At 71.2% G+C, this 21,250-nt stretch carries 18 protein-coding genes; 2 read left to right on the forward strand and 16 right to left on the reverse strand.

The window, feature by feature from the left end; all coding sequences use genetic code 11:
* Positions 1-11 precede the first annotated feature (11 nt).
* Genes AB0927_RS28570 through AB0927_RS28595 form a run of 6 tightly spaced genes read right to left on the reverse strand, consistent with a single transcriptional unit; the run spans position 12 to position 8,139 of the window.
* Positions 12-1,493: an aldehyde dehydrogenase family protein gene (locus AB0927_RS28570; protein ID WP_366670622.1), complete on the reverse strand. Its 1,482-nt coding sequence runs from the start codon at positions 1,491-1,493 to the stop codon at positions 12-14.
* Complete coding sequence (locus AB0927_RS28575; RefSeq protein WP_366670623.1) at positions 1,493-2,779, reverse strand: CoA transferase; 1,287 nt, start codon at positions 2,777-2,779, stop codon at positions 1,493-1,495. The genes AB0927_RS28570 and AB0927_RS28575 overlap by 1 nt, the downstream gene beginning before the upstream one ends.
* Positions 2,776-3,897, reverse strand: coding sequence for a hypothetical protein (locus AB0927_RS28580; protein WP_366670624.1), 1,122 nt, complete (start codon positions 3,895-3,897; stop codon positions 2,776-2,778). The genes AB0927_RS28575 and AB0927_RS28580 overlap by 4 nt, the downstream gene beginning before the upstream one ends.
* Positions 3,894-5,297, reverse strand: coding sequence for an MmgE/PrpD family protein (locus AB0927_RS28585; protein ID WP_366670625.1), 1,404 nt, complete (start codon positions 5,295-5,297; stop codon positions 3,894-3,896). The genes AB0927_RS28580 and AB0927_RS28585 overlap by 4 nt, the downstream gene beginning before the upstream one ends.
* A 15-nt stretch (positions 5,298-5,312) precedes the next feature.
* Positions 5,313-6,500, reverse strand: a complete 1,188-nt coding sequence (locus AB0927_RS28590) for an acyl-CoA dehydrogenase family protein (RefSeq protein WP_366670626.1) — start codon at positions 6,498-6,500, stop codon at positions 5,313-5,315.
* A gap of 58 nt (positions 6,501-6,558) precedes the next feature.
* Positions 6,559-8,139, reverse strand: a complete 1,581-nt coding sequence (locus tag AB0927_RS28595) for a thiamine pyrophosphate-dependent enzyme (RefSeq protein ID WP_366670627.1) — start codon at positions 8,137-8,139, stop codon at positions 6,559-6,561.
* A gap of 99 nt (positions 8,140-8,238) precedes the next feature.
* On the opposite strand from AB0927_RS28595, the gene AB0927_RS28600 reads away from it, so the two are divergent.
* Complete coding sequence (locus AB0927_RS28600; protein WP_366670628.1) at positions 8,239-8,556, forward strand: hypothetical protein; 318 nt, start codon at positions 8,239-8,241, stop codon at positions 8,554-8,556.
* A 95-nt stretch (positions 8,557-8,651) separates the two neighbouring features.
* Here AB0927_RS28600 and AB0927_RS28605 read toward each other — a convergent pair whose 3' ends face one another.
* The 9 genes from AB0927_RS28605 to AB0927_RS28645 all read right to left on the reverse strand — a co-directional run bounded on the left by AB0927_RS28605 (position 8,652) and on the right by AB0927_RS28645 (position 16,441).
* Positions 8,652-9,644 (reverse strand): PDR/VanB family oxidoreductase, encoded by a 993-nt coding sequence (locus AB0927_RS28605; RefSeq protein WP_366670629.1) that lies wholly within the window; start codon positions 9,642-9,644, stop codon positions 8,652-8,654.
* Positions 9,641-10,276, reverse strand: coding sequence for a 4-carboxy-4-hydroxy-2-oxoadipate aldolase/oxaloacetate decarboxylase (locus tag AB0927_RS28610; RefSeq protein ID WP_366670630.1), 636 nt, complete (start codon positions 10,274-10,276; stop codon positions 9,641-9,643). Before AB0927_RS28610 ends, AB0927_RS28605 begins: the two co-directional genes overlap by 4 nt.
* On the reverse strand, positions 10,273-10,923 hold the full coding sequence (locus AB0927_RS28615) for an RraA family protein (RefSeq protein ID WP_366670631.1): 651 nt from the start codon (positions 10,921-10,923) through the stop codon (positions 10,273-10,275). Before AB0927_RS28615 ends, AB0927_RS28610 begins: the two co-directional genes overlap by 4 nt.
* Positions 10,920-11,702 carry an RraA family protein gene (locus AB0927_RS28620; protein ID WP_366670632.1) on the reverse strand — a complete coding sequence of 261 codons (783 nt, stop codon included), beginning with the start codon at positions 11,700-11,702 and terminating at the stop codon, positions 10,920-10,922. The genes AB0927_RS28615 and AB0927_RS28620 overlap by 4 nt, the downstream gene beginning before the upstream one ends.
* The gene (locus AB0927_RS28625) at positions 11,699-12,973 is read right to left on the reverse strand and encodes a Rieske 2Fe-2S domain-containing protein (protein ID WP_366670633.1); all 1,275 of its coding nucleotides are present in this window, start codon (positions 12,971-12,973) and stop codon (positions 11,699-11,701) included. Before AB0927_RS28625 ends, AB0927_RS28620 begins: the two co-directional genes overlap by 4 nt.
* 28 nt (positions 12,974-13,001) lie before the next feature.
* Positions 13,002-14,063, reverse strand: coding sequence for an amidohydrolase family protein (locus AB0927_RS28630; RefSeq protein WP_366670634.1), 1,062 nt, complete (start codon positions 14,061-14,063; stop codon positions 13,002-13,004).
* On the reverse strand, positions 14,060-15,052 hold the full coding sequence (locus AB0927_RS28635) for a hypothetical protein (RefSeq protein WP_366670635.1): 993 nt from the start codon (positions 15,050-15,052) through the stop codon (positions 14,060-14,062). Before AB0927_RS28635 ends, AB0927_RS28630 begins: the two co-directional genes overlap by 4 nt.
* A 79-nt stretch (positions 15,053-15,131) precedes the next feature.
* Positions 15,132-15,533, reverse strand: a complete 402-nt coding sequence (locus AB0927_RS28640) for a RidA family protein (protein WP_366670636.1) — start codon at positions 15,531-15,533, stop codon at positions 15,132-15,134.
* 98 nt (positions 15,534-15,631) lie between these two features.
* A complete protein-coding gene (locus AB0927_RS28645) occupies positions 15,632-16,441 on the reverse strand; it encodes an IclR family transcriptional regulator (RefSeq protein ID WP_366670637.1) in 810 nt (269 codons plus the stop codon).
* 862 nt (positions 16,442-17,303) lie between these two features.
* Here AB0927_RS28645 and AB0927_RS28650 point away from each other — a divergent pair.
* Positions 17,304-19,481 carry a M4 family metallopeptidase gene (locus AB0927_RS28650; protein WP_366670638.1) on the forward strand — a complete coding sequence of 726 codons (2,178 nt, stop codon included), beginning with the start codon at positions 17,304-17,306 and terminating at the stop codon, positions 19,479-19,481.
* A gap of 1,178 nt (positions 19,482-20,659) precedes the next feature.
* Here the strand turns inward: AB0927_RS28650 and AB0927_RS28655 are convergent.
* A complete protein-coding gene (locus tag AB0927_RS28655; protein ID WP_366670645.1) occupies positions 20,660-20,797 on the reverse strand; it encodes a hypothetical protein in 138 nt (45 codons plus the stop codon).
* Between the last annotated feature and the right edge of the window lie 453 nt (positions 20,798-21,250).

The raw sequence follows: 21,250 nt of genomic DNA on the forward strand, positions 1-21,250 counted from the left end.
GTCGTCGCCGATCAGAGTTCCGGTGCGAAGACGGTGTGCCGGGCGGCCTCGGGGCGCATGGTCACCCACTGGGTGTCGGTGAAGGCGTCGAGGTTGGTGGCGTGGCCGCCGTGGCGGGCGCCGTTGCCCGAGTCGCCAAGGCCGCCGAAGGGGGCGACCGGCTCGTCGTTGATGGTCTGGTCGTTGATGTGGACCAGGCCGCTGGGGATCCGGTCGGCGAGGGCCAGGCCCTTCATCGCGTCACGGGTGATCACACCGAGGGAGAGTCCGTACGGGCTCGCGGAGGCGAGCCGGGCGGCCTGGTCGAGGTCGCGGAAGGCGAGGACCGGGGCTACGGGCCCGAAGACCTCCTGGGCGTAGGCCGGGGTCCGCTCGGTGACGCCGCTGAGGACGGTCGGCCGGTAGAACAGGCCGTCGTAGGTGCCTCCGGCGGCGGCCTCGGCGCCGGCGGCGAGGCTGTCGGTCACCAGGCGGTGGACGCGGTCGCGCTGGCGCTCGTCGATCAGCGGGCCGATGGTGACGCTCGTGTCGAGCGGGTCGCCGGCCACCGCCTTCTCGGCGAGTTCGGCGAGCCGGGCCGTGTACTCCGCGGCGATGCTCTCGTGGACCAGGTGACGGCCGGTGGCCATGCAGATCTGGCCCTGGTGGCGGAAGGAGCCGAGGGCCCCGGCGGCCACCGCCCGGTCGAGGTCGGCGTCGTCGAGGACCACCAGGGCCGAGTTGCCGCCGAGTTCGAGGTGGACCCGCTTGAGGTGCCGGCCCGCCTCGGCGGCGATCGCCCGGCCGGCCCCGGTGGACCCGGTGAAGGCCAGGACCGGCACCGCCCGATGGCTCACCAGGGCCGCACCGACGTCGGCCCCGCCGGGCAGGACATGCAGCAGGCCGGGCGGCAGCCCCGCCTCCTCGAAGACCCGGGCGATCACGACACCGCCGGTGACCGGGGTGCGCGGGTCGGGCTTGAGGACGACGGCGTTGCCGAGCGCGAGGGCCGGGGCGACCGACCGGATCGCGAGGAGCAGCGGCGCGTTGAACGGCGCGATCACGCCGACGACGCCGGCCGGGACGCGGCGGGCGAGGGACAGCCGGGGCTGCGTCGAGCGGAGCACGTCGCCGTGCGGCCGCGCGGCGAGGGCGGCCGCCTCGTGGCACTCCTCGGCGGCGACCGGTCCCTGTCCCGCGGCCACGGCACGGACCGCTCCGGCCTCGCGGGACGCCCAGTACGCGATCTCCTCGGCGTGTTCCTCGAAGAGGGCGGCCGCCCTGCGCAGGACGCGGGCGCGGGCCGGGTACGGTTCGGCGGCCCAGGCGCGCTGGGCTTCGACGGCGGCCGTCACGGCGGTGTCGACGTGTTCGGCCGTCGCCCCGCCCACCTGGGCGAGCCGACGCCCTGTCGCCGGCTCGGTGACGGGCAGGTCGGTGCCGGTCCGCCGCCAGCCGCCGAGGAAGAGGGCGGCCTCACGGATGCCGGGGTCGAGGAAACCCGAGCCTGCCATCAGCACACCGCCGTTCCGTCGGACACGGACCGCCCGGCCCGGGCCTCCGTGGTGGCGACGACGCCCGCGTCGAGAAGGCCGCGGATCTCGTCCGCCTCGAACCCGAGGGAGCCGAGGACGGACTCGGTGTCGGCGCCGAGCAGCGGGGGCGGCGTCTGGTGGGGCAGGTTCGCTCCGTCGACCTGGACCGGCAGGTTGACCACGGTGAGCCCGGGGACCTGCGGATGCGGCAGCGGGGCGAGCGCGCCGATCGCCCGCACCTGCGGATCGTCCGGGAGCTCGCCCACGGACCGTACGGGCGAGTTGGGCACCCCGGCGGCGAGCAGCAGCTCGTTGATCCGGTCACGGGTGAAGGCGCGGGTCACCTCGGACAGGGCCGTGTCGACCTCGGCGCGGTTGGCCGCGCGGTCGGTGTTGGAGCCGAAGCCCTCGCGGGAGTCCAGCTCGGGCACGCCGAGCGCGTCGAGCAGGCGCAGCCACAGGCGCTGGCTGCCGGCCGAGATGAAGATGTGGCCGTCCGAGGTCGGGAAGGCGCCGTAGGGAACGACCCCGGGGAAGCCCGAGCCGAGGTTCCTGGCGGGCGCGTTGCCGGCCATCCTGCCCAGCATGCCGATGCTGACCCAGTCGAGGGCGGTGTTGAGGAGCGAGACGTTGACCTTGCTGCCCACGCCGTCGCGGTCGCGGCGGCGCAGCGCGTCGAGGATGCCGATGGCGCCCCAGAAGGCGGTGCCCTTGTCGAGGATGGACAGCGGCACCCGGGCGGGGCCCTGCCCGGTGTCCGGCATCATCGAGACGATGCCGGAGTACGCCTGAAGGAGCGGATCGTACGCGGGCTCGGCGGCGCGCGGCCCGGCCGGGCCGAAGCCGGTCATCTCGGCGTAGACGAGGCGGTCGTTGAGTTCGCGCATCCGCTCCCAGGAGAAGCCGGCCTTCTCCAGGGTGCCGGGGCGCAGGTTCTGGATCAGGACGTCCGCGGAGCGGATCAGCTTGTCCATGATCTCGGCGCCGCGCGGTTCCTTGAAGTCGAGTTCGAGGCTGCGCTTGTTGCGGTTGAGGCCGAGGAAGGCGGTGCTGACGCCGTCCCAGAAGGGAGGCGCCCAGGAGCGGGTGTCGTCGCCGTGGCCGATCCGCTCGACCTTGATCACTTCGGCGCCGAGGTCGCCGAGGATCTGCCCGCACATGGGCCCGGCGACGCTGGTGCCGACCTCGACGACCCGCAGGCCGTGCATCGACCCGGGGACGGCGGAGACGGGTATGCCGCCGCCGTTCACGCTGTTCGCGGTCATGGCCGTTCCTTCCGTTCCACGGCGTCGCGCGCCTCGGAGGTGATGGGTTGCTTCCAGGGGCGGGGGCGGCCCTCGTAGACCTGGGGGCCGAGCCGGAAGTGCTGTGCCTCGTCCGCCGTCTCCACCAGCGGCATGTCCATCGGGTAGAGCTCGCCGGGGCCGGGCCGGGGGCCCGCCTTGCCGACGTGTCCGTAGAGCTCGTGGCCGACTATCCCCTCCGCGAGGTGCCCGGCCTCGATCAGGGCGGGCAGGTCGACGCCCGTGTCGACGCCCTCGGCCTGAAGCAGATGGACCAGGTCCTCGGTGGCGATCATGCGGGTCATGCGGCCGTTGCCGCAGTAGGGACAGCCGCCCATCCCGCCTACGGAGCTGTCGATGACGAGGGTGTGCCGCTCGTCGAGGACGCGCAGTGCCTGGTACGCGGAGAGCAGCGCGGTGCCGCGTCCGTCGTGGAGGTGGAGGTGGTAGGTGGTGATGCCGGGCATGCGCTCGGTCATCGCGGCGAGGGTCTCCTCGACGGCCCGGGGCGTGTTCCAGCTCATCGGGTCGCCGATCCACGTATGGGTGACCGGGATACCGGCCTCCTCCCAGGCGTCGATCTGCTGCCGGAGGAGGCCGAGGCGCTGTTCGAGGGAGAACGCGCCGAGCCAGTTGGAGCCCCAGGCCGCGTTGATCCGTACGGACGCCTCGGTCAGGCCCCGTTCGACGGCGCGGGCGATCCGCTGGGGAATCGCGGCGAGTTCGTCGGCCTGGCTGCGCGCGGTGTTGCGCCGCACGAACACGTCGCACAGGTGGACGCTGGTGACGCCGAGCGGCTCGTCGGGGGCGAGCTTCTCTGGGATCCACGCGTCGCGGCGCTCGACGCCCTTCTGGTTGAGGGCGAGCGCGAAGTAGCGGACGCCGGGGGCCGGTTCGAAGCGGGCCATCAGCTCGTCCATGTGCGCCATCTGCGGCACCCACCTGGGGCTGACGAACGAGCCGACGTTGATGGACTTCAGGCCGGTGCGGGAGAGGGCGTCGAGCAGGCGCAGCTTGTCGTCGACGGAGATGTCGGCGCTCTCGATCTGCATGCCCTCGCGCATGCCCTCTTCGATGATCTCGACCCGGGGCAGGCTCATCGTGTCTCCTTTCCGGCTCCGCCCTCGCTGTCCCCGGTACGCAGGGCGTCCTGCAGCCAGGCCACGGACCCGTCGCCGGGTGCCTGGCGCAGACGCGGGCCGAGCGCTGCGGCCTCGCCGGGCTTCCATCCGGCCGCGGCGAGCGCGGAGGCGAACTTGCCGTCGAGTTCCTCGTCGGTCAGCGGGTCGCGGGCGTCGCCGTGGGTGACGTCGACACCGTGGACGAGGCGCTCCCCTCCGGCGAGTTCGACGGTGACGGTGGTGTGCGGGCCGGGGCCCGACTCCTCGTCCTGGCCGCGCTCCACGACGGTGAGGACGGCCATCACCTCGCGGACCCGCTCCTCGTGCACCTGCTCCTCGGTGAAGTCGGCGAGGTCCAGGTGCCCGTCGAGCAGGGCGCGGGCCACGGTGTACTCGAGGCTGAACTTGCCCTCCAGCCCGGTGGTGGGCAGGTGGTCGATGAGCGGGCGGGTCGACCCGGCCGGCACCGACACCTCGGCCCGGGTGATGGTCCCGGTCACGCGGGGGTGCAGGACCAGCGCCGCGTCGACGGCCCGGTGGGTGGCGAAGCACGACGGGTGCCGCTTGAGGGCCCAGTCGTCCACCCAGGCGGTCTCCCAGTACGCCAGACGTTCGCCGAGGGCGCCGAGGAGTTCCGGGGTGGTCTCGCCGTAGGCGGCGAAGAACCCCCGGCCCGCCTCGAGTTGCTCCGGGTTGGCGGTGAAGCCACGCCGGGCGAGGCCGATCGCGGTGACCGCGTCCCGTGCGGCGAGCCCGGCGTGCAGCGGCTTGGTCATCGAGCCGAAGTTGGCCAGGCTGCCGCAGGCGCAGGACGCGGCGATGCCGAGGGCATGGCGGGTCGCGGTCACGTCCAGGCCGGTGAGGCGCGCCAGGGCCGCGGTGGCGGCGAGCCTGCCGGTGGTGGAGGTGTTGTGCCAGCCGCGGCCGTAGTGGTAGGTCAGCGGCAGTGCCTCGGAGACGGCCCGGAAGACGGCCGAGCCGACGTCGTACGCGGCGGCCAGCCGCCCGCCCGGAATCGGCCCCGGTTCGGCGGCGGCCTGTGCGAGCAGCGCCGGGAGGAGTACGGCGCCGGGGTGCATCGCCATCGACGGGACGGCGTCGTCCCAGTCGAGGGCGTGCGCGGTGGTGCCGTTGGCCAGCGCGGCCTGTGAGGGGGCGAGGGCGAGCCCGGTGCCCCACACGGTGGCGGGTCCCGGTGCCCGTTCGCCCTCCAGCCAGGCGAGCAGCCGCCGTCCGGTGCCGGTGCCCGTCCCGGCGACGGCGACTCCGGCCGTGTCCTGAAGGACACGGCCCACGGCGGCCGCGTTGGCCGGTGCCGTGGGCCGAGGCGCCACCGCGAATCGGGCGATGACCTCGGTCGCGCCCAGTGCGGCTCCCATGATGTGCGGCTCCCGTCAGTAGGACTTCGGCATGCCGAGGTCGCGGTGGGCGATGCCTGCGAGGATGAGGTTGCGGCTGATCGGCGCGATCAGCGAGGCGCGGGCGCTGCGGAACTTCTGCTCGATGCCGTACTCCGAGGCCAGGCCGTAGCCGCCGAAGGTGTCCATCGCGGCGTTGGCGGCGTTCCACAGGGCGTTCGCGGCCAGGTACTTGCAGGTGTTGGCGTAGAAGCCGTCGCGGCTGCCGGCGGCGAACTGACGGGCGGCCTGCCAGCGCATCACGCTCGCCGCGCGCAGCTCGGTGAAGGAGGAGGCGAGCGGGAACTGGATGCCCTGGTTCATACCGATGGGGCGGCCGAACACCTCGCGTTCCTTGGCGTATTCGGTAGCCCGGTCGATGAAGTAGAGCCCGGAGCCGATGTATTCGGAGGCGGCGCTGATCCGCTCCGCGTTCATTCCGCTCATGATGACGCGGAAGCCCTTGCCCTCCTCGCCGATGAGGTTCTCGGCGGGGACCTCCAGGTCGTTGAAGGTGAGCTGGTTGGTGTCGCTGCCGCCCGCCATGACCTTGATCTGACGGTGTTCGATCTGCCCGTTGTTCCGCGCCTCGCGGGTGTCGACGAGCAGGACGGTGATGCCGTCGGTCTTGCGCTCGACCTCCTCGTAGCGCTTGGTGCGCACCAGGAGCAGCATCAGGTCGGTGTGCTGGAAGCGAGAGGTGAAGATCTTGCCGCCGTTGACGATGTACTTGTCGCCGCGCTTCTCCGCGTAGGTGCGGATGCGGGTGGTGTCCGTGCCGGCGTCCGGCTCGGTGACGCCGAAGGACTGGAGCCGCAGGCCCTCGTTCGCGATCTGGGGCAGCCACCTGCGCTTCTGCTCGTCGTTGCCGTGCCGCAGCACCGCGCCCATCTGGTACATCTGCGCGTGCACGGTGTTGGCGTTGCCGCCCCAGCGGTTCAGGGTCTCCAGGACCAGTGCGGACTCCTCGATGGAGGCTCCGCCGCCGCCGTACTCCTCGGGGATCAGCATCGACAGCCAGCCGCCGTCGGTGAGCGCCTGGACGTACTCGTCGGGATAGCGGCCCGCGGCGTTGACCTCGATCCAGTACTCGCGGTCGAAGCTCTGGGCGATGTCCGAGACGGCGTCGCGCAGCGCCTCCTGCTCGGGCGTGAGAATGCTCTCTGCCAGCCAGTCCTTGGCCATGGCGGCTCTCCTAAACGTTGTGCTTCCGTACGGGAGTCGGGGGGATTCCTTGCGGGGGTCAGGGCTCGACGTGGACGTCGAGAAGCAGGGGTGTGGTGCGTCCGGCCAGCGTGGGCACGAGCTCGTCGAACGCGTCGACGAGTTCGCCGTACGTGTCGACGCGCCGGGCGGGGCAGCCGAAGCCGGTGGCCAGGGCGACCGGGTCGATCTCCGCGAAACCGGGCCACGGGGGCTTTCCACCCGCCTCGTGGGCGAGCCGGTCCATCACCGCGTAGCCGCCGTTGTCGAGGATCACGAAGAGGACGCCGGCCCGGTAGTGGGCGGCGCTCCACAGGGCCTGGATGCCGTAGAGCGAGGCGCCGTCGCCGACCAGGGCGACCACGGGCCGTTCGGGACGCGCGAGTTTCACGCCGGTGGCGCCGGGCAGCGCGAAGCCGAGGCCGCCCTGGGCGACGGTGAGGAAGCCGAAGGGGGCGCGGGCGGGCACCAGGTCGAGCAACTGGCCGCGGGTGGAGGGGCTTTCTTCGAACACCGTGGATTCGGCGGGCAGCCGGGCGGCGAGTTCGGCGAAGACGTGCGCGGCACGCAGGGGGCCGCCGGGCTCGACGGCCGGGACGGCGCGCTCCGCGGGGGCGGCCGTACGGGGCTCACGGGCCCGGACCCGGGGCGCGAGGTCCTCCAGTGTCGCGGGGATGTCCCCGACGACGGCGAGGTCGGCGGCGCTGTACCCGGCGATGTCGTGGTCGTCGGTGAGGACCACCACGGTGGTGCCGTCCTCGACGAACGGCCCTTCGCGGAAGCCGCCCTGCCGGAAGGCCGGTCCCCCGGCCACCAGGACCAGGTCGTGCGGCGCCAACGTGGCGCGCAATCGGTCGCGCAGGGCGGGCAGATGGCCCCGGAAACGGGGATGGTCGTGCGGGAAGCCGGCCTGGGAGGCGTACGCCTCCTGCCAGACGGGGGCGTCGAGCCGGCCGGCGAGGTCGATGAGGGCGGCCCAGCTTCGGGCGTCGTCGGCGCCGGGTCCCACGACGATCGCGGGGGCGGTGGCGCCGGCGAGCAGGCCCGCGACCTCGGTGGTGACCGCGGGGTCGGCGGCAGCGCTGTGGCGCAGGACCACGGGGGCGGCGGGGCGCGCCTGTTCGCCGGCGGGTTCGGCCCAGTCGCCCATCGGCACGATCACGACCGCGGGACCCTTGCGGGCGACGGCGTCGTGGTAGGCGCGGGCGACCGCGCCGGGCAGGGCCTGCGCGCACTCGGGGGTGCGGACGGAGACCGGGTACTCGCCCGCGAGGCCCCGCAGGTGCCCGGCGAGGAACGGCTCGGCGTCCAGGTGCCGGCGGTCCTGCTGTCCGACGAGGATCACCAGGGGTGCCCGGTTGGTGCGGGCGGTGGCGATCGCGCCGACCGCGTTGCCGAAACCGGCCGTGGTGTGCAGGAGGGCCAGCGAGGGCCGCCCCGAGGCCAGGGCATGACCGGCGGCCATGCCGATGACGGAGTTCTCGTGCAGGGCGAGCACGAAGGAGAGGTCGTCGGGAAGATCGGTAAGAAGCGCCACCTCGGTCGAGCCCGGGTTGGCGAATATCCTGGTCAGTCCGAGCTGCCTGAGCACCCCGAAGACCGCGTCACGCACCGTTGCCATGCCGTCATGCTGCTCGCCGGGGCGGGCCGCCCGCAGGGCCGCTCGCACCCAGTGGAATTGAAGCTCCACGGCCCGTCCGGCCGTCCTACCGTGGGGGCCATGGACACCCAGATCGGATCTGCCCGGAACCGGATGCACCAGGTCGCCGAGCTGACCCCGGACACGCTCACGGCGATCGCGGAACGCCTCATGGCGGCGACGACGTTCGAGGACCTCATCTACCGGGAGAGCGAGATAGACGCTTTGTGGACCTTGGTCGACATCCAGGTCCGCCAGGCGGAACTGTCCTGCTCCGCAGGGGAGTTGGAGAAGTGGACGGCCCTGCGGTCCCGCCTGTGGGAGGCCCACGACCTCATTCCCGAGGACCGCTGCCCTCAGGCCGCGGTGATCCTGCGGGAGATCGCCGCCCGGCTGTGAGTCCGTCCTCGTGCGAACGCGTGTGGGGCGCCCCCGCCGGGGGCGCCCCGCTTCTGTGACCGCTCGGGCCTGCGTGGCCGCTCAGCGGACAAGGCTCACAGGTCGAGGACCAGGCGCTTCGAGCAGGCCCTGCTGACGCAGATCATCATGGTGTTGTTCTCCGCGCGTTCCCCGTCGCTCAGGACCTCGTCCCGGTGGTCCGGGATCCCCTCCAGCACGGGTGTCTCGCAGGCTCCGCAGAAGCCCTCCTCGCAGGAGGAGACCACGTCGGGGACGTGTTCGCGGACGGCGTCCAGAACGCTGCGGTCCGGCGTCACCTCGACGGTACGGCCGCTGCGGCGCAGCTCCACCTCGAAGGTCTCGCCGCCGGGGGCGTCCGCGGCGGGTGGTGTCTGCCCGGAGGCGGTGAAGCGTTCGGTGTGCACGGGGATGTCCCGCTCCCGCGCCGCGTTCTCGACCGCTTCCAGCAGTCCCGTAGGTCCGCAGCACCAGATCTCGGTGCCCGGCACCGCCGAGGCCATCAGGGCCGCCAGGTCCAGCCTGCCCTCCTCGTCCTCCGGCACGACCCGTACCGCCTCGCCGTACTCGGCCAGCAGGTCCAGGAAGGCCATGGTGCGGCGCGAGCGGCCCGCGTAGACCAACCGCCAGTCGGCGCCCCGCTGCTGAAGCTGCCTCGCCATGGCGAGCAGCGGGGTGATCCCGATGCCGCCTGCGATCAGGAGACAGGCGCCGGCCTCCCTCAGCGGGAAGTGGTTGCGCGGCCCGCGCACTCCGATCGTGCGGCCGACGAGCGCGGTGTCGTGGATCTCCCGGGAGCCGCCCCGGCCGCGCTCCTCACGGAGCACGGCCACGGTGTACCGGGAGCGGTCGGCCGGGTCCCCGCACAGCGAGTACTGCCGGACCGTCCCGGAGGGGAGGACCAGGTCGAGGTGCGCGCCCGGTTCCCAGGCGGGAACGGGTGTGCCGTCGGCCGGGGCCAGTTCCACGGAGACCACCCCGTCGGCCTCCCAGCGCACCTGCCGGACCAGCATCTCGCGGACCGCGAGCCGGTCCACCGTGGGCGGCGCCAGGTCGACGGCCGTGCTCATCGGCCGAACCCGTACAGGTCCATGGTCGACGCGCCGGCCCGGATGCGCTCCAGGAATGCGGTCTCCTTCTCGACGCGGGCCTCGGACTTCTCCAGCGTCGGCGCGACGGCCGACGGCGGCAGGACCACGATCCCGTCCGCGTCGGCGACGACCGCGTCACCGGGGCGCACCGGCACACCGGCGACGGTGATCTCCTCGCCCGCCAGACCCGGCCAGAACTTGCCGGTGCGGCGCACGCACACGCCGCGCGAGAACACCGGGAAGCCCATTTCCTCCAGCTCGACGGTGTCCCGTACGCCACCGTCCATGATCAGGCCGGTCACGCCGCGGGCCCGGGCGGCCACGGCGAGCACCTCGCCCCAGTAGCCGCACAGTTCCCCGCGTCCGTCGACCACCAGCACATCACCGGGCCGCGCCTGTTCGAGCGCGAGGTGCAGTGGCAGGTTGTCGGCCGGGTGGGTGCGTACCGGAAGGGCGCGGCCGGCGATCCGGGCGCCGCGCCACACCGGGCGCAGCGCGGGGTCGAGGGCACAGTCGAGGCCGGAGGCCTCGTAGACGGTGGCGGTGCCGTAGCGGCCGAGGCCGGCCAGTTGCTCGTCCGTCACCCTCTCCCCGGCGACTGAGGTGCTCATGAGGTCTCCTGCCGCTGGAGCGTGTGGTAGCCGTGCCGGGCACGGGCCTCGCCGATGGTGTGGCCGCTGACGACGGCCTCGGCGATGGCGTCCTCGGTGGTGCCGATGGACTCGGCGAGCGCGGCGACCTCCGCCAGGCGGTGGGCGGGGATGACCACCACACCGTCGTCGTCGCCGACGACGATGTCGCCGGGCCGGACCTGGACGTCGCCGAGGGCGACCGGCACCTGGACGTCGGCGACCTCGACCCGGTCCTTGCCGGTCCGCATGAACCGGCCGGCGCTGTACATGGGGTACCTGGATTCCAGGGCGACCTTCACGTCCCGGCACACGCCCCAGATCGCCGTGCCGGCGATGCCGCGGTGGTGGGCGTAGGTGGTGAGGATGTCGCCCCAGACGGTGGCGTCGGTGCGGCCCTGGTTGTCGAGGACCGCGACATGTCCCTCGGGGATGTCGTCGATGTAGTCCCCGACGGTGCCCTTGGGATCGCCGACCGGTACGTAGCGCACGGTGTACGCGGGTCCGGCCATCCGGGTGCCGTCGGCCAGCGGGGCGATGCCGTGCGCGCTGCCCGGCAGTCCGAGCCGGTCGAGGGCGTCCGAGACGGTGGCCGTGCCCAGATGGGCCAGCCGGGCCATGTCGGTCATGCGGGACCCCCGGTTCGGTGAGCGGCGCTTCCTCGGGAGTCGCCTGCGGGAAAGGTGTTCTCGTGCGTGGAGTGCGTGGAGTGCGTGCCGGACGGCCCGGCGTCCGGGCCCCTGCCGGACAGCGCGGCGGCGAACTGGCCGTCGGCCATGACCTCGACGACCGAGCGTCCGGAGCGGACGGCGGCGAGCATCCGCTCCTGCCGCAGGGCGAGGCGCTCGGCGGCGGCCAGGACCTCCCCGGCGTGCGCGGCGGGCACGATCACCACGCCGCTGGCGTCGGCGATGACCAGGTCGTTGGGGCGTACCTGTACACCGCCGAAGGACACCGGTACGTCACTGGCCCGCTCCACGATCCGGCCGCGCGCCGTGACCGGCACCCCGGCCCGCGCGTACACCGGGAAGGCCGCCTCGGTGATGGCGTCGACATCGCGGCAGGCGCCGTCGACGACCACCCCGCGGATGCCGCGCTCCTGGGCGGCGGTGGTGAGGATGTCACCCCAGCAGGAGACGTCGGTACGCCCCTGGTTGGCGATGACGACGACGTCCTCGGGCCCCGAGGACTCCACCGTCCGGGTGGCCAGGTGACGGCCCTTGACGTCACCGGCGGCGGCCGCGTCCACGACCTCCACGGTGCGGGCGAACCCGACGATCTTCGGGATGCCCCACATGGGCCGGATGCCGGTGGTGGCACCGGACAGGCCGAGGTGGTCGAGCGCGTCGGAGACCACGCAGGAGTCGAGTGCGGCGAGGCGGTCGAGCAGCCCCGTCCCCCGGCTCATGCGTGGATCCCGAGGGCCTGGGTCTCGCTCGCCTGCACGCCGTCGAAGAGTTCGGGCCAGGCCTGCTCGCCCCCGCCCTCGCCGGCGAAGGAACGCTGCCGGAAGGCGGCCGCGTGCCGCGGCTGGGCGGGCTCGGTGCCGTCGGCGAGTGCCTTCGCGGCCCGCAGCATCAGCCGGCGGGCGGCGACTATGGCCCGGTCGGTGGTGCCCAGGTGCTCGCTCTCTCGCCGGCAGACCGGACCGTCCTGGTCCTCCTGGACGGGCAGGTCCTGGTTGCGGATGCCCATGATGCCGGTGAAGTTCTCGGTGGTCATCAGGTCGAAGTCGCGCAGGTAGTCGTTGTCCTTGTTGGCGACCGGCTCGAAGGTGACCGGGTCGACGGTCACGTGGAGCCGCACACCGGAGCGGTCCTGCTCCAGTTCGTCGTCGCGCAGCGGCCGGTCGGGGGCCCAGCTCACGGTGAAGCCCCACATACTGGTGTCGTCGATCGGCACCGCGGCGGTGAAGGTGTACCGGTTGCCGGGCAGGGTCGGCACGATGGTGTACGAGGGCATCATGAACGGCGTGATGCGCCAGTAGTTGTCGCCGTCCGGCAGGCCACGCCGGGCGATGGCCAGCATGCCGACCGGGGTCTCGGCGATGGTGTACTCGGGGCTGGTCGCCTGCTCGAAGACCTTCTGCGGTGTGAAGGTGTGGTTCTTGTTGAGCTCACGGTGCAGGAACTGCACGTGGGCGGTGTCGAGTTCGCCCTCGACGTTCTGGAACCAGTTGCAGCGCTGGTGGCGCTTGGTGACGTAGAAGTGGTCCTCGGGCAGCCGGGCCCAGTCGAACTCGGGGAACTCCGGCTGCGGTTCGGCGGGGCCGAGGTAGGCCCAGATGATGCCGCCGGCCTCGTGGGTGGGATAGGCGACCGCCTTGACGCGCTCCTTGTACTGGCTGTCCGCCGGCTCGGCGGGCATCTCCATGCATCCGCCGTCCAGGCCGAACTTCCAGCCGTGGTAGACGCAGCGGATGCCGTCCTCCTCGTTGCGCCCCCAGTAGAGGTTGGCGTGCCGGTGGGGGCAGCGGGACTCCAGGAGCCCGACCTTGCCGCCGGCGCCGCGGAAGGCGATCAGTTTCTCGCCGAGCAGTCCCACCTTGACCGCCGGGCCGCCCTGCGCCGGCAGTTCGGCGGAGAGCAGCGCCGGTATCCAGAAGCGTCGGAAGAGGTCGCCCATCGGGGTGCCCCGTCCGGTCCTGGTCAGCAGTTCGTTGTCCGCCACGCTGAGCATGGTCGTTCTTCTCCTTCGGTCGGTGCGGTCAGACGTCGAGGGGCTTGACCCGGCCGGACTTCACGAAGCCGGGGACGACGCGGAGCGGGTTGTCGTGCAGGATCGCCTTGCGGTCCGCGTCGGTCAGGAAACCGAAGCCGTCCAGGACGGGCACCAGGTCGTCCGAGGTCCGGCCGGTCTCGGGGCGTACGGCGCCGCCGGATCCCGGCGCCTCGGTGCCGAACACCACGCGGTTCACGCCGCGCTGCTTGATGGCCGCCTCCAGGAAGTTCAGGTCGTAACCGCAGCTGTCGTAGAAGAGGTTGGCGCTCAGATCCTTCTGCGCGATGTGGTGGTCGGTCGGGATGAACCGGTCCAGGGCACCGCCGCAGTGGCAGATGATGATCCGCAGCCGCGGGAACCGCTCGAAGACGTCGCCGTGGCTCAGGAACTGCCCGGCCAGGTACTGCTCGGTGAGGAAGGCGAGCTGGTAGTTCATCGGCACGCGCCGGAACCGCGGGTCCAGGGTGTTGGTGCCGTGCACGATCAGCGGGACGTCGAGTTCCTCGGCACGCTCGTAGAGCGGGAACCACCACGGGTCGTCCATGCCGGGCTGCGCCCGGGTGCCGCTCGCGTCCGGCGAGACGTAGGCGGCGACGAAGCCCAGCTCCTCGACCGCGCGGTCGAGCTCCGGCAGGAGGTGCTCGGTGTCCGGGGCGGACGGTGTGAACGGCAGCTGGGCCGCGCCCACGAACCGCTCGGGGAAGAACGACACCTGCTGGGCGATCATGTCGTTGTTGTAGGCCGCCCAGGCCGGCGCGATATGGGGCTCCATCCAGCCCATCTGCAGGAACGGCCGCGGGCCGATCACCTGGACATCGATGTTCCGCGCGTCGATGTAGTCGACGTGGATCTGCGCGGCCTTGCGGAACTCCTCCTCGGAGATGTGCTTCCAGTTCTTTCCCGGCTGCCCGATCGGGCTCGGGAAGGGCTGGTTGGAGCCCAGCATCTGGACCAGGTGATTGTTGGCGCCCGGAGGCACGGTCACATGACCGTGCACGTCCAGCACCAGGGTGCCCTTGTACGCCATCTCGCTTGTCCCTCTCGTCACTTCCAGTAGGCGAACGCCATGCCGGTCCCGGTGCCGGCGGGGCTGCGGTAGCCCGGGATGTAGTCGACGACCGTCGCGGTGTGCTTCTCCAGCGCTCCGGCGGCGGTCACCCAGTTGAGGATCTCGGAGTTGCCCGAGCGCATCTGGTTGCGCGGCAGGTCGCCGAAGGCCGCGAAGTCACCCGCGCCCAGGGCGCTCAGAACCCGCCGGTCCAGCTCCTCGTTCACGACGAAGTGGCTCAGGCCGCCCGAGGTGACGACGGCGACGCGGACGTCCGCGTCCCACGTCCCGATCGCGTGCCTGAGGCCCTGGCCGAGCTGGTAACACCGGTGCGCGCTGGGGACGTTGGGCGGGAAGTAGGTGTTGATGAACACCGGCACGATCGGCGTCTCGGGCGAGAGGCCCATCCGGTAGCGGGGGAACGTGAACGCGTGGCCGAGTGAACGGTCCTCACGCTGCTCCGAGAAGTGGAAGACGTCGAAGTCCCGCTGCGCCAGCGTCTCGGTGATGTGCCGCGACAGCGCGCCGTCGGTGCGGTGCCAGGCCCGCGACTCGCCGTGCATGGCCCAGTGGGCGGCACGCACCCCGGCGGACATCCGCTCGTACTCCTCGCCCCGGCGCGGGTCGTCGAAGAGCTTGTCGCCGTGGAAGAGACCGAAGGTCGGCAGTCCTTCGGCGCGGAAGATCTCCCACTGGTCGTCACCGATCACGACGGCCACGTCGGCCGCGGCCTCCGCGAGGACGTTCTTGACCGTGTCGATGCCGTCCTGGGCCCTCTGGTACTTCGACTCCCAGACCTCCGCGGTCAGTTCGCCGGCGATCTCGGGGCCGGCGGTCTTCAGGAGTTCCTCGTACTCGTGGAACTCGCCGTCGTGGCCGAGGAGTCTGTTCTTCGTCCGGTCACGCTCGCCGTGGTCCTCCCACATGTCCACACCCGAACTGAGCTGGGGGGTGTGGGAGGCCGCCACTCCCACCACGATCTCTGCCATCGCCATCGAGCCCTTCGCCGTCGTACCGTGTCACTCACGGCAGCATCCGCCGCCGCACGCGGGTCGCGGGGACCTCCTCTCACCCAGTGGAACCGTCCGCGCCGGGCAGTACGGCGAGGCACTCCAGTTGCAGGCGCATACCGGTGAGGTTCGCCTCCAGGGTGTGGCGGGCGGGGCGCGAGTCCGGGTCGGGGAAGAGCTCGGTCCACACCGGGTTCAGATGGGCGCGGATGCCTCGTTCCCTCACGAACACGGTCACCTTGGCGACGTCGTCGAGGCTCGCGTCCGCGGCGTCGAGGATCGCCCGCAGGTTGGCGAACGCCTGGGCCACCTCGGCGGCCGGGTCCTCGGGGACGGTGCCGGTCGCCGGGTCCTTGCCGCTGATCCCGCCGGAGACCAGGAGGTTGCCGACGACGGAGGCGGCCGGGATGGGCTGGGTGCCGTGCCCGCGCCCGGGCACCTCGATGCTGCGTCGCTTCACGGGAGTTCACCTTTCGTGGGGGTACGCGCCCTGTTCCGGGGCGCTGTTCAGGGGAGTACGCGTCCGTTCAGGGAGGTACGCGTCCTGCGGGAGCCGTGTCAGGGCTGGTCGAGCGCGCGCCGGGCGGCGAGGCTGCGGGAGACCGCCCGGGCCGCCTGGCCGACCAGCCGCCCGTGTCCGGTCACGTTGAGCCGCTGTTCGGGGACGACCATCGACAGCGTGGAGCGGACGCTTCCGTCGGCGTCGAGGACGGGCGCGGAGATCCAGCCCCGGCTCCGGCCGCGGCTCACGGCCACGCCGGTGGCGCGGATCTCCGCGAGGGTCTGGAGCAGCCGGTACTCGTTGTCCGCCAGCTCGGCGGGCAGACCGAGGACCGAGTCGGCCAGCTTGCGCCGCAGGTCGTCGAGCGGCAGTTGGGCGAGATACACCAGCCCGGGGGCGAGGGCGCCGAGCGGGACCCTGCGGGCGGACCGCCAGGCGACCTCGGCGGACTGCCCCGCGATCTGGTCGACGAGCAGCAGACTGTCGCCCTCCCGGCTGCCGAGCACCACGATCTCCCTGGTCATCGCGTACAGGTCCACCATGAAGGGACGGGCCACGTCCCGGACCACCCGCGCCTCGGGCACGCCCCAGCCGAGCCGCCACAGCCGCATCCCGAGCCGGTAGTGGCCGCGCGACGAACGCTCCACCGCTCCCCACTCCACCAGTGAGGCGAGCAGCCGGTGCACGGTGGCCGGCGGCAGCCCCGTCTGTCTGCACAGGCTCGCGATGGACTGATCGGGCTCCAGGCCGTCGAAACAGTCCAGCAGCTCGAAGGCCCGACCGAGGACGGACCGGCGGGCCTCGGATTCCCCGGAGTCGGCGTCCTTGGCTCCCCTGGCAGCGGCTTCCCTCTGTTCTGCGATCACACCTTCATAAGGACACGGCCGGGGGCGGAATCCCGCATGCCCTGTTCCGGTTCGTGGAACAGGCCCCCGCCCGGGCCCGCACGCGTCACCCCGAGGTATGCCGAGGACCTGGCGAGGTGGACAACGATGTCGGGCAGGTTCGTCCTTCCTGGGCTCGTCTCAGCGCAGCCGCCGACAACCAGCGAACAGCCGACGAGGAATGACGAGAGCATGAATTGCGGGTGAACTGCACTGAAATTAAAGGCACTTACTGCGGCAACAGGCCTTCCGAACCAATCGCGGCGCCAAAAATCACAAGCAGGCAACTTCCTTGCAAACCAAGCGTGTTCCCAAGTTCACAGGCCCGTGGTAGCGCCCCCTCACAGACAGGAGGAATGCAACGGCATATCCGGGAGCAAGAGAATCGGGACATCTACCCGGCATTGTCCGATTCCCGCGCAGCCCACCATTACTCGCGGTCAAGTGCCCTGTCGACAGTCGGAATTAGCCAATCTTTCCGGTAACGGCACTGTTGCCCGCGCGTAAATGCCCACCTGGTGTGTCGTGTGCTCACGCGGTGCCGGTGGACGGTTTCCGGACACCGGATTCGGCCGCGCCTGACAGCGTGGATCTCTGCTGTAACGATCACCCGGTCAAACACGCCTGAGTGGTTCTCCGCGCCGGAAACACCGCGGGGACGAAAGGAACTTCAGAAGTGAATAGCTCCAGTAGACGGGTCTCAGCACCTGAGGGTGCTCGCCGTTCGCGGGGGCGGCTCGCCGCGACCGCGACGGTCCTGGTCGCCGCCCTGGCCGCCTCCGTGCTGCCGGCTTCCGCCGCCGTTCGGGCAGCCGCCGACACGGAAGCGGCGCCACCCCGGACAGTGGCGCAGCCACGCCCCGGGGCCAAGGCCGTCCCGCTCTCGCCCGCACAGCGCCGGCAACTGCTCGACGAGGCAGCCGACGCGGCGCCGGAGACCGCTCGCGCGCTGAAGCTGGGTTCCCAGGAGAAGCTGGTTCCGAAGGATGTCGTCAAGGACGCCGACGGGACCGTCCACACCCGCTATGAGCGGACGTACGCCGGACTGCCCGTCCTGGGCGGCGACCTGGTGGTGCACGATCGGGCCGGCGTTCTGAGCACCAGCTTCGCCTTCAAGGAGAAGCTGTCCGTTCCGACGACCAAGGCCGAGCACCCGGCGGCCGAGGCGAAGAAGTCGGCCATGAGCGAGGCCAAGGCCAAGGGCACCGCCAAGGCGGCCTCGGACAAGGCACCCCGCCTGGTCGTCTGGGCGCAGGACGGCAAGCCGAAGCTGGCGTGGGAGTCCGTGGTCACCGGTGTGCAGAAGGACGGGTCTCCCAGCGAGCTGCACGTTCTCACCGACGCCGACAGCGGCGCGGTACTCAAAAGCGCGGAGCACGTCGAATCCGCCGTCGGCAACAGCATGTACAGCGGTACGGTCCATATCGGCAGCACCCGCCAGGACGACGGCAGCTACGCCCTGATCGACCCGCAGACCGGCCACCGGACGCTCGACTCGACCACCGGCTCCAGCGGGGTCCTGGTCACCGGCGACGACGACGTGTGGGGCGACGGAACCGCGGCAGATCCCCAGACCGCGGCGGTGGATGCGGCCTACGGTGCGCAGACGACCTGGAACTTCTACAAGGACCGCTTCGGCCGCAACGGCATAGCCGGCGACGGCCGCAGCAGTTACTCCCGGGTCCACTACCAGGCGGTGCAAGGGGAATCCCTCGCGAACGCCAACTGGCAGGACGACTGCTTCTGCATGAGCTACGGCGACGGCCAGGACGGTCAGCACCCGGTGACGTCTCTGGACATCGCCGCCCACGAGATGGCGCACGGAGTCACCTACAGCACGGCCGGTCTGGGCGACAAAGGTGAGCCGGCTGCCCTCAACGAGGCGATCAGCGACATGATGGCCGCCGCCGTCGAGTTCTACGCCGACAGCCCGAACGACGTGCCCGACTACACGATGGCCGAGCTGGACGACCTGCACGGTGACGGCAAGCCCATCCGCTACATGGACCTGCCCTCCAAGGCGGGCATCAGCGCCGTCGGCTACGCGCCTCTGGACTACTGGACGCCTCAGGCGAAGTGGGACGAGCCACACATGGTGGCCGGGGTGGGAGACCACTTCTTCTACCTGCTCGCCGAGGGCAGCGGGCGGAAGACCATCAACGGCGTGGACTACGACAGCCCCACCTACGACGGGCTGCCGGTGGCGGGCATCGGACTGACCAACGCCACCGACGTCATCTACCGCGCGCTCACCGTCTACATGACCAGCACCACCGACTACGCGGGTGCCCGCACCGCCACGCTCCAGGCCGCCGCCGACCTCTACGGCGCGGGCAGCGACGCCTACGAGGCCGTCGCCAACGCCTGGGCGGCCGTCAACGTCGGGGCCCGCTACATCGACCACATCGCCGTCGCGTCGCTGCCGAGCGGGGCGGTGGCGCTCGGTCAGCCGGTCAGCCGTCAGATCGTGGCGACGAGCGACCGTCCGGGCCCGCTGAGCTACTCGGCCCAGCGCCTGCCCAAGGGCCTGTCCATCGACCCGGCCACCGGCCTGATCACCGGCACGCCGAGCAAGGTCGGGGCGTACAGCACGGTCATCACCATCACGACGTCGGCAGGGGACGTCCGGGAGATCCCGGTGACCTGGACCGTTGTCGAGTCCGGCGGGCACTACTTCGTCAACCCCACGACGTACCTGATCCCCAAGGGGGGCACCCTCGAGTCCCCGATCGTCGTCCCGGGAGGCCCGGGCAACGCTCCGAGTGACCTCAAGGTCACGGTCGACATCACCCACCAGTTCAGCAATGCCATGGTGATCGATCTGATCGCCCCGGACGGCACCGTCATCCCGGTCAAGCCCTGGGGCCCCTGGGTGATCACTACCGAGCTGAATGAGACATACACCGTCGACGCCTCGGCAGTCCCGGCGAAGGGCACCTGGAAGCTGCGCGTCACCGACGGCACTCCGGGCATCTTCACGCTGGACCCGGGCCACCTCCAGAGCTGGAGCCTGGCCTTCTGACCCCGGCCCACCCACCGGCCGCGCCATGCGGTCCGGCTTGGTGAGGGAGCGGGGTCCGGCCCCGTACGCCGCAAGGCGGCGGAGGGAGTGAGGGCGCGGCCCTGGCGACCGACGCCATCACCGCCGAAAGCACCTCTGTACGAAGAGCTTGAGGGAACGGTATCGGACCCCGCGAGCCGGCCTGATCCGGACGAGGGGAGCTGGGACGACCACACGCCCGTAAAGACGCTGTTGAGCGGCCGTCAAGTGACCACGCCCGGCCAACCGGTCAGACCGCGGGGCTGTCGTCTTCGGCCGGCTCGCCCTGAGCCATCAGGTGGACCGGGCGCGGTCGTGCCAGGTCCCAGGTACAAGATCCACATGTAAGGATCTGTCATCCAGCCCTACGACATTACGGCGGCGGGCTGTCGTGGTCGGCGCGAGTATTGCGGGCCTGTGCACGGCGAGTGCTGTGGCGAAGCGATTCGACCAGGCTGCCCGGGCTGAGCGCATCGACCGCTGATCGGTCCGGGACGGGGCGGAGCCGCCGTAGTACTCCGGGCCTACTCAGCGAGCCGGTCACGCCTTGTAGTTACGGATCTTTCGTCGCGTGGTACGGAAGTTGCCTTGAAGTCGCTCCTCGTGCGGGTGACACGGCCGGCATTTGGTGGCCGTGAACGAGGCGCTGTCCCGGTTGCAGGAGTTGTTGTTCCCATCAGTCCCCAAAGTCGCCGTCGTGGCCGTACATACGGACGGCGACGCGATACGCGTCGAGGCCCGGTGCACGCCCATCGGAGCCACCTGCTCCGACTGCACCCACTGGACGGAACGGGTCCATAGCTCCTGCCTGCGGTTTCCCGCAGACCTGCCAGCCGGCGGACGGAGAGCCCAACTTGCCTTGCGGGTCCGGCGGTTCTTCTGCGCAGCCACGGCATGCGGTCGGCGAACGTTCGTGGAGCAGGTGCCGGGACTGACCCGCCGCCACGGCCCGGGTCACCGAGCGGCTGCGGCGGCGCAACAGCATGGTGCGGCTGGTCGCGATCCCCATGGCCCAGGCGAGACGGGCACCTGCCCGGCCGGTCAGAGCCAGCCCGAACGCGCCCATCGTCTGGTCGGCAGGTGCTCGCTTGTCGAGGCCCGTCAGGCGTTCGGCCGGAGCACCGGCCGAACGCCTGACGGGGTTCGCGTGGGGTTGCCGATCAGCGCCAGGACGCGACGTAGCCGGGAGCGGGCGAGCCGACGCCGGTGACGTTGTCATAGCCCTGGACGGCCTCGAGTGAGCTGTCCTTGCCGAGAGTACGGACGGTGGTGCTCAGTAGGCTCTGTGAAGTACCCATGTTGATCATGTTAAAGACTGATAACACATCAACTGAGCAGATTTAGTTAGAAATTGACGGAAACACGCCTTTTGGGCAAGCCGTCACTGGACTCCGGCCATGTCGAGTGCCATGGAGAGAGTCCGAACGTGCCGGTGGCGGCCGGAAGCGGGTGGCGCCGGGTCGTGCGCGCGTCTCGATCCTGTCTTCCGCGCGCGCCGCCCCCACAGGCCCGCCAGGGACGCGGCAAGGGCGGAGCCGACTGTCCCTACGGTCCGTCCGTCGTGCCAGTTCGGGCAGTTGGCTGCCGTTCGGGACCCGAAGGGGGGTGGGGCTGGGGCTTCTTGCCCGAACCGGCCCGCATTTATCCCCTGTTGCACTCGGTGCGTCATCAAGTCGTGCCGCCAGCAGGCTGCTTGACCTGGAATGCAAAACCGAGCAACCTGCGGCTCCAGGTCGCGCAGCGTTCAGGAC

The organism is Streptomyces sp. NPDC048106 (genome assembly GCF_040706415.1).
GTDB lineage: Bacteria > Actinomycetota > Actinomycetes > Streptomycetales > Streptomycetaceae > Streptomyces.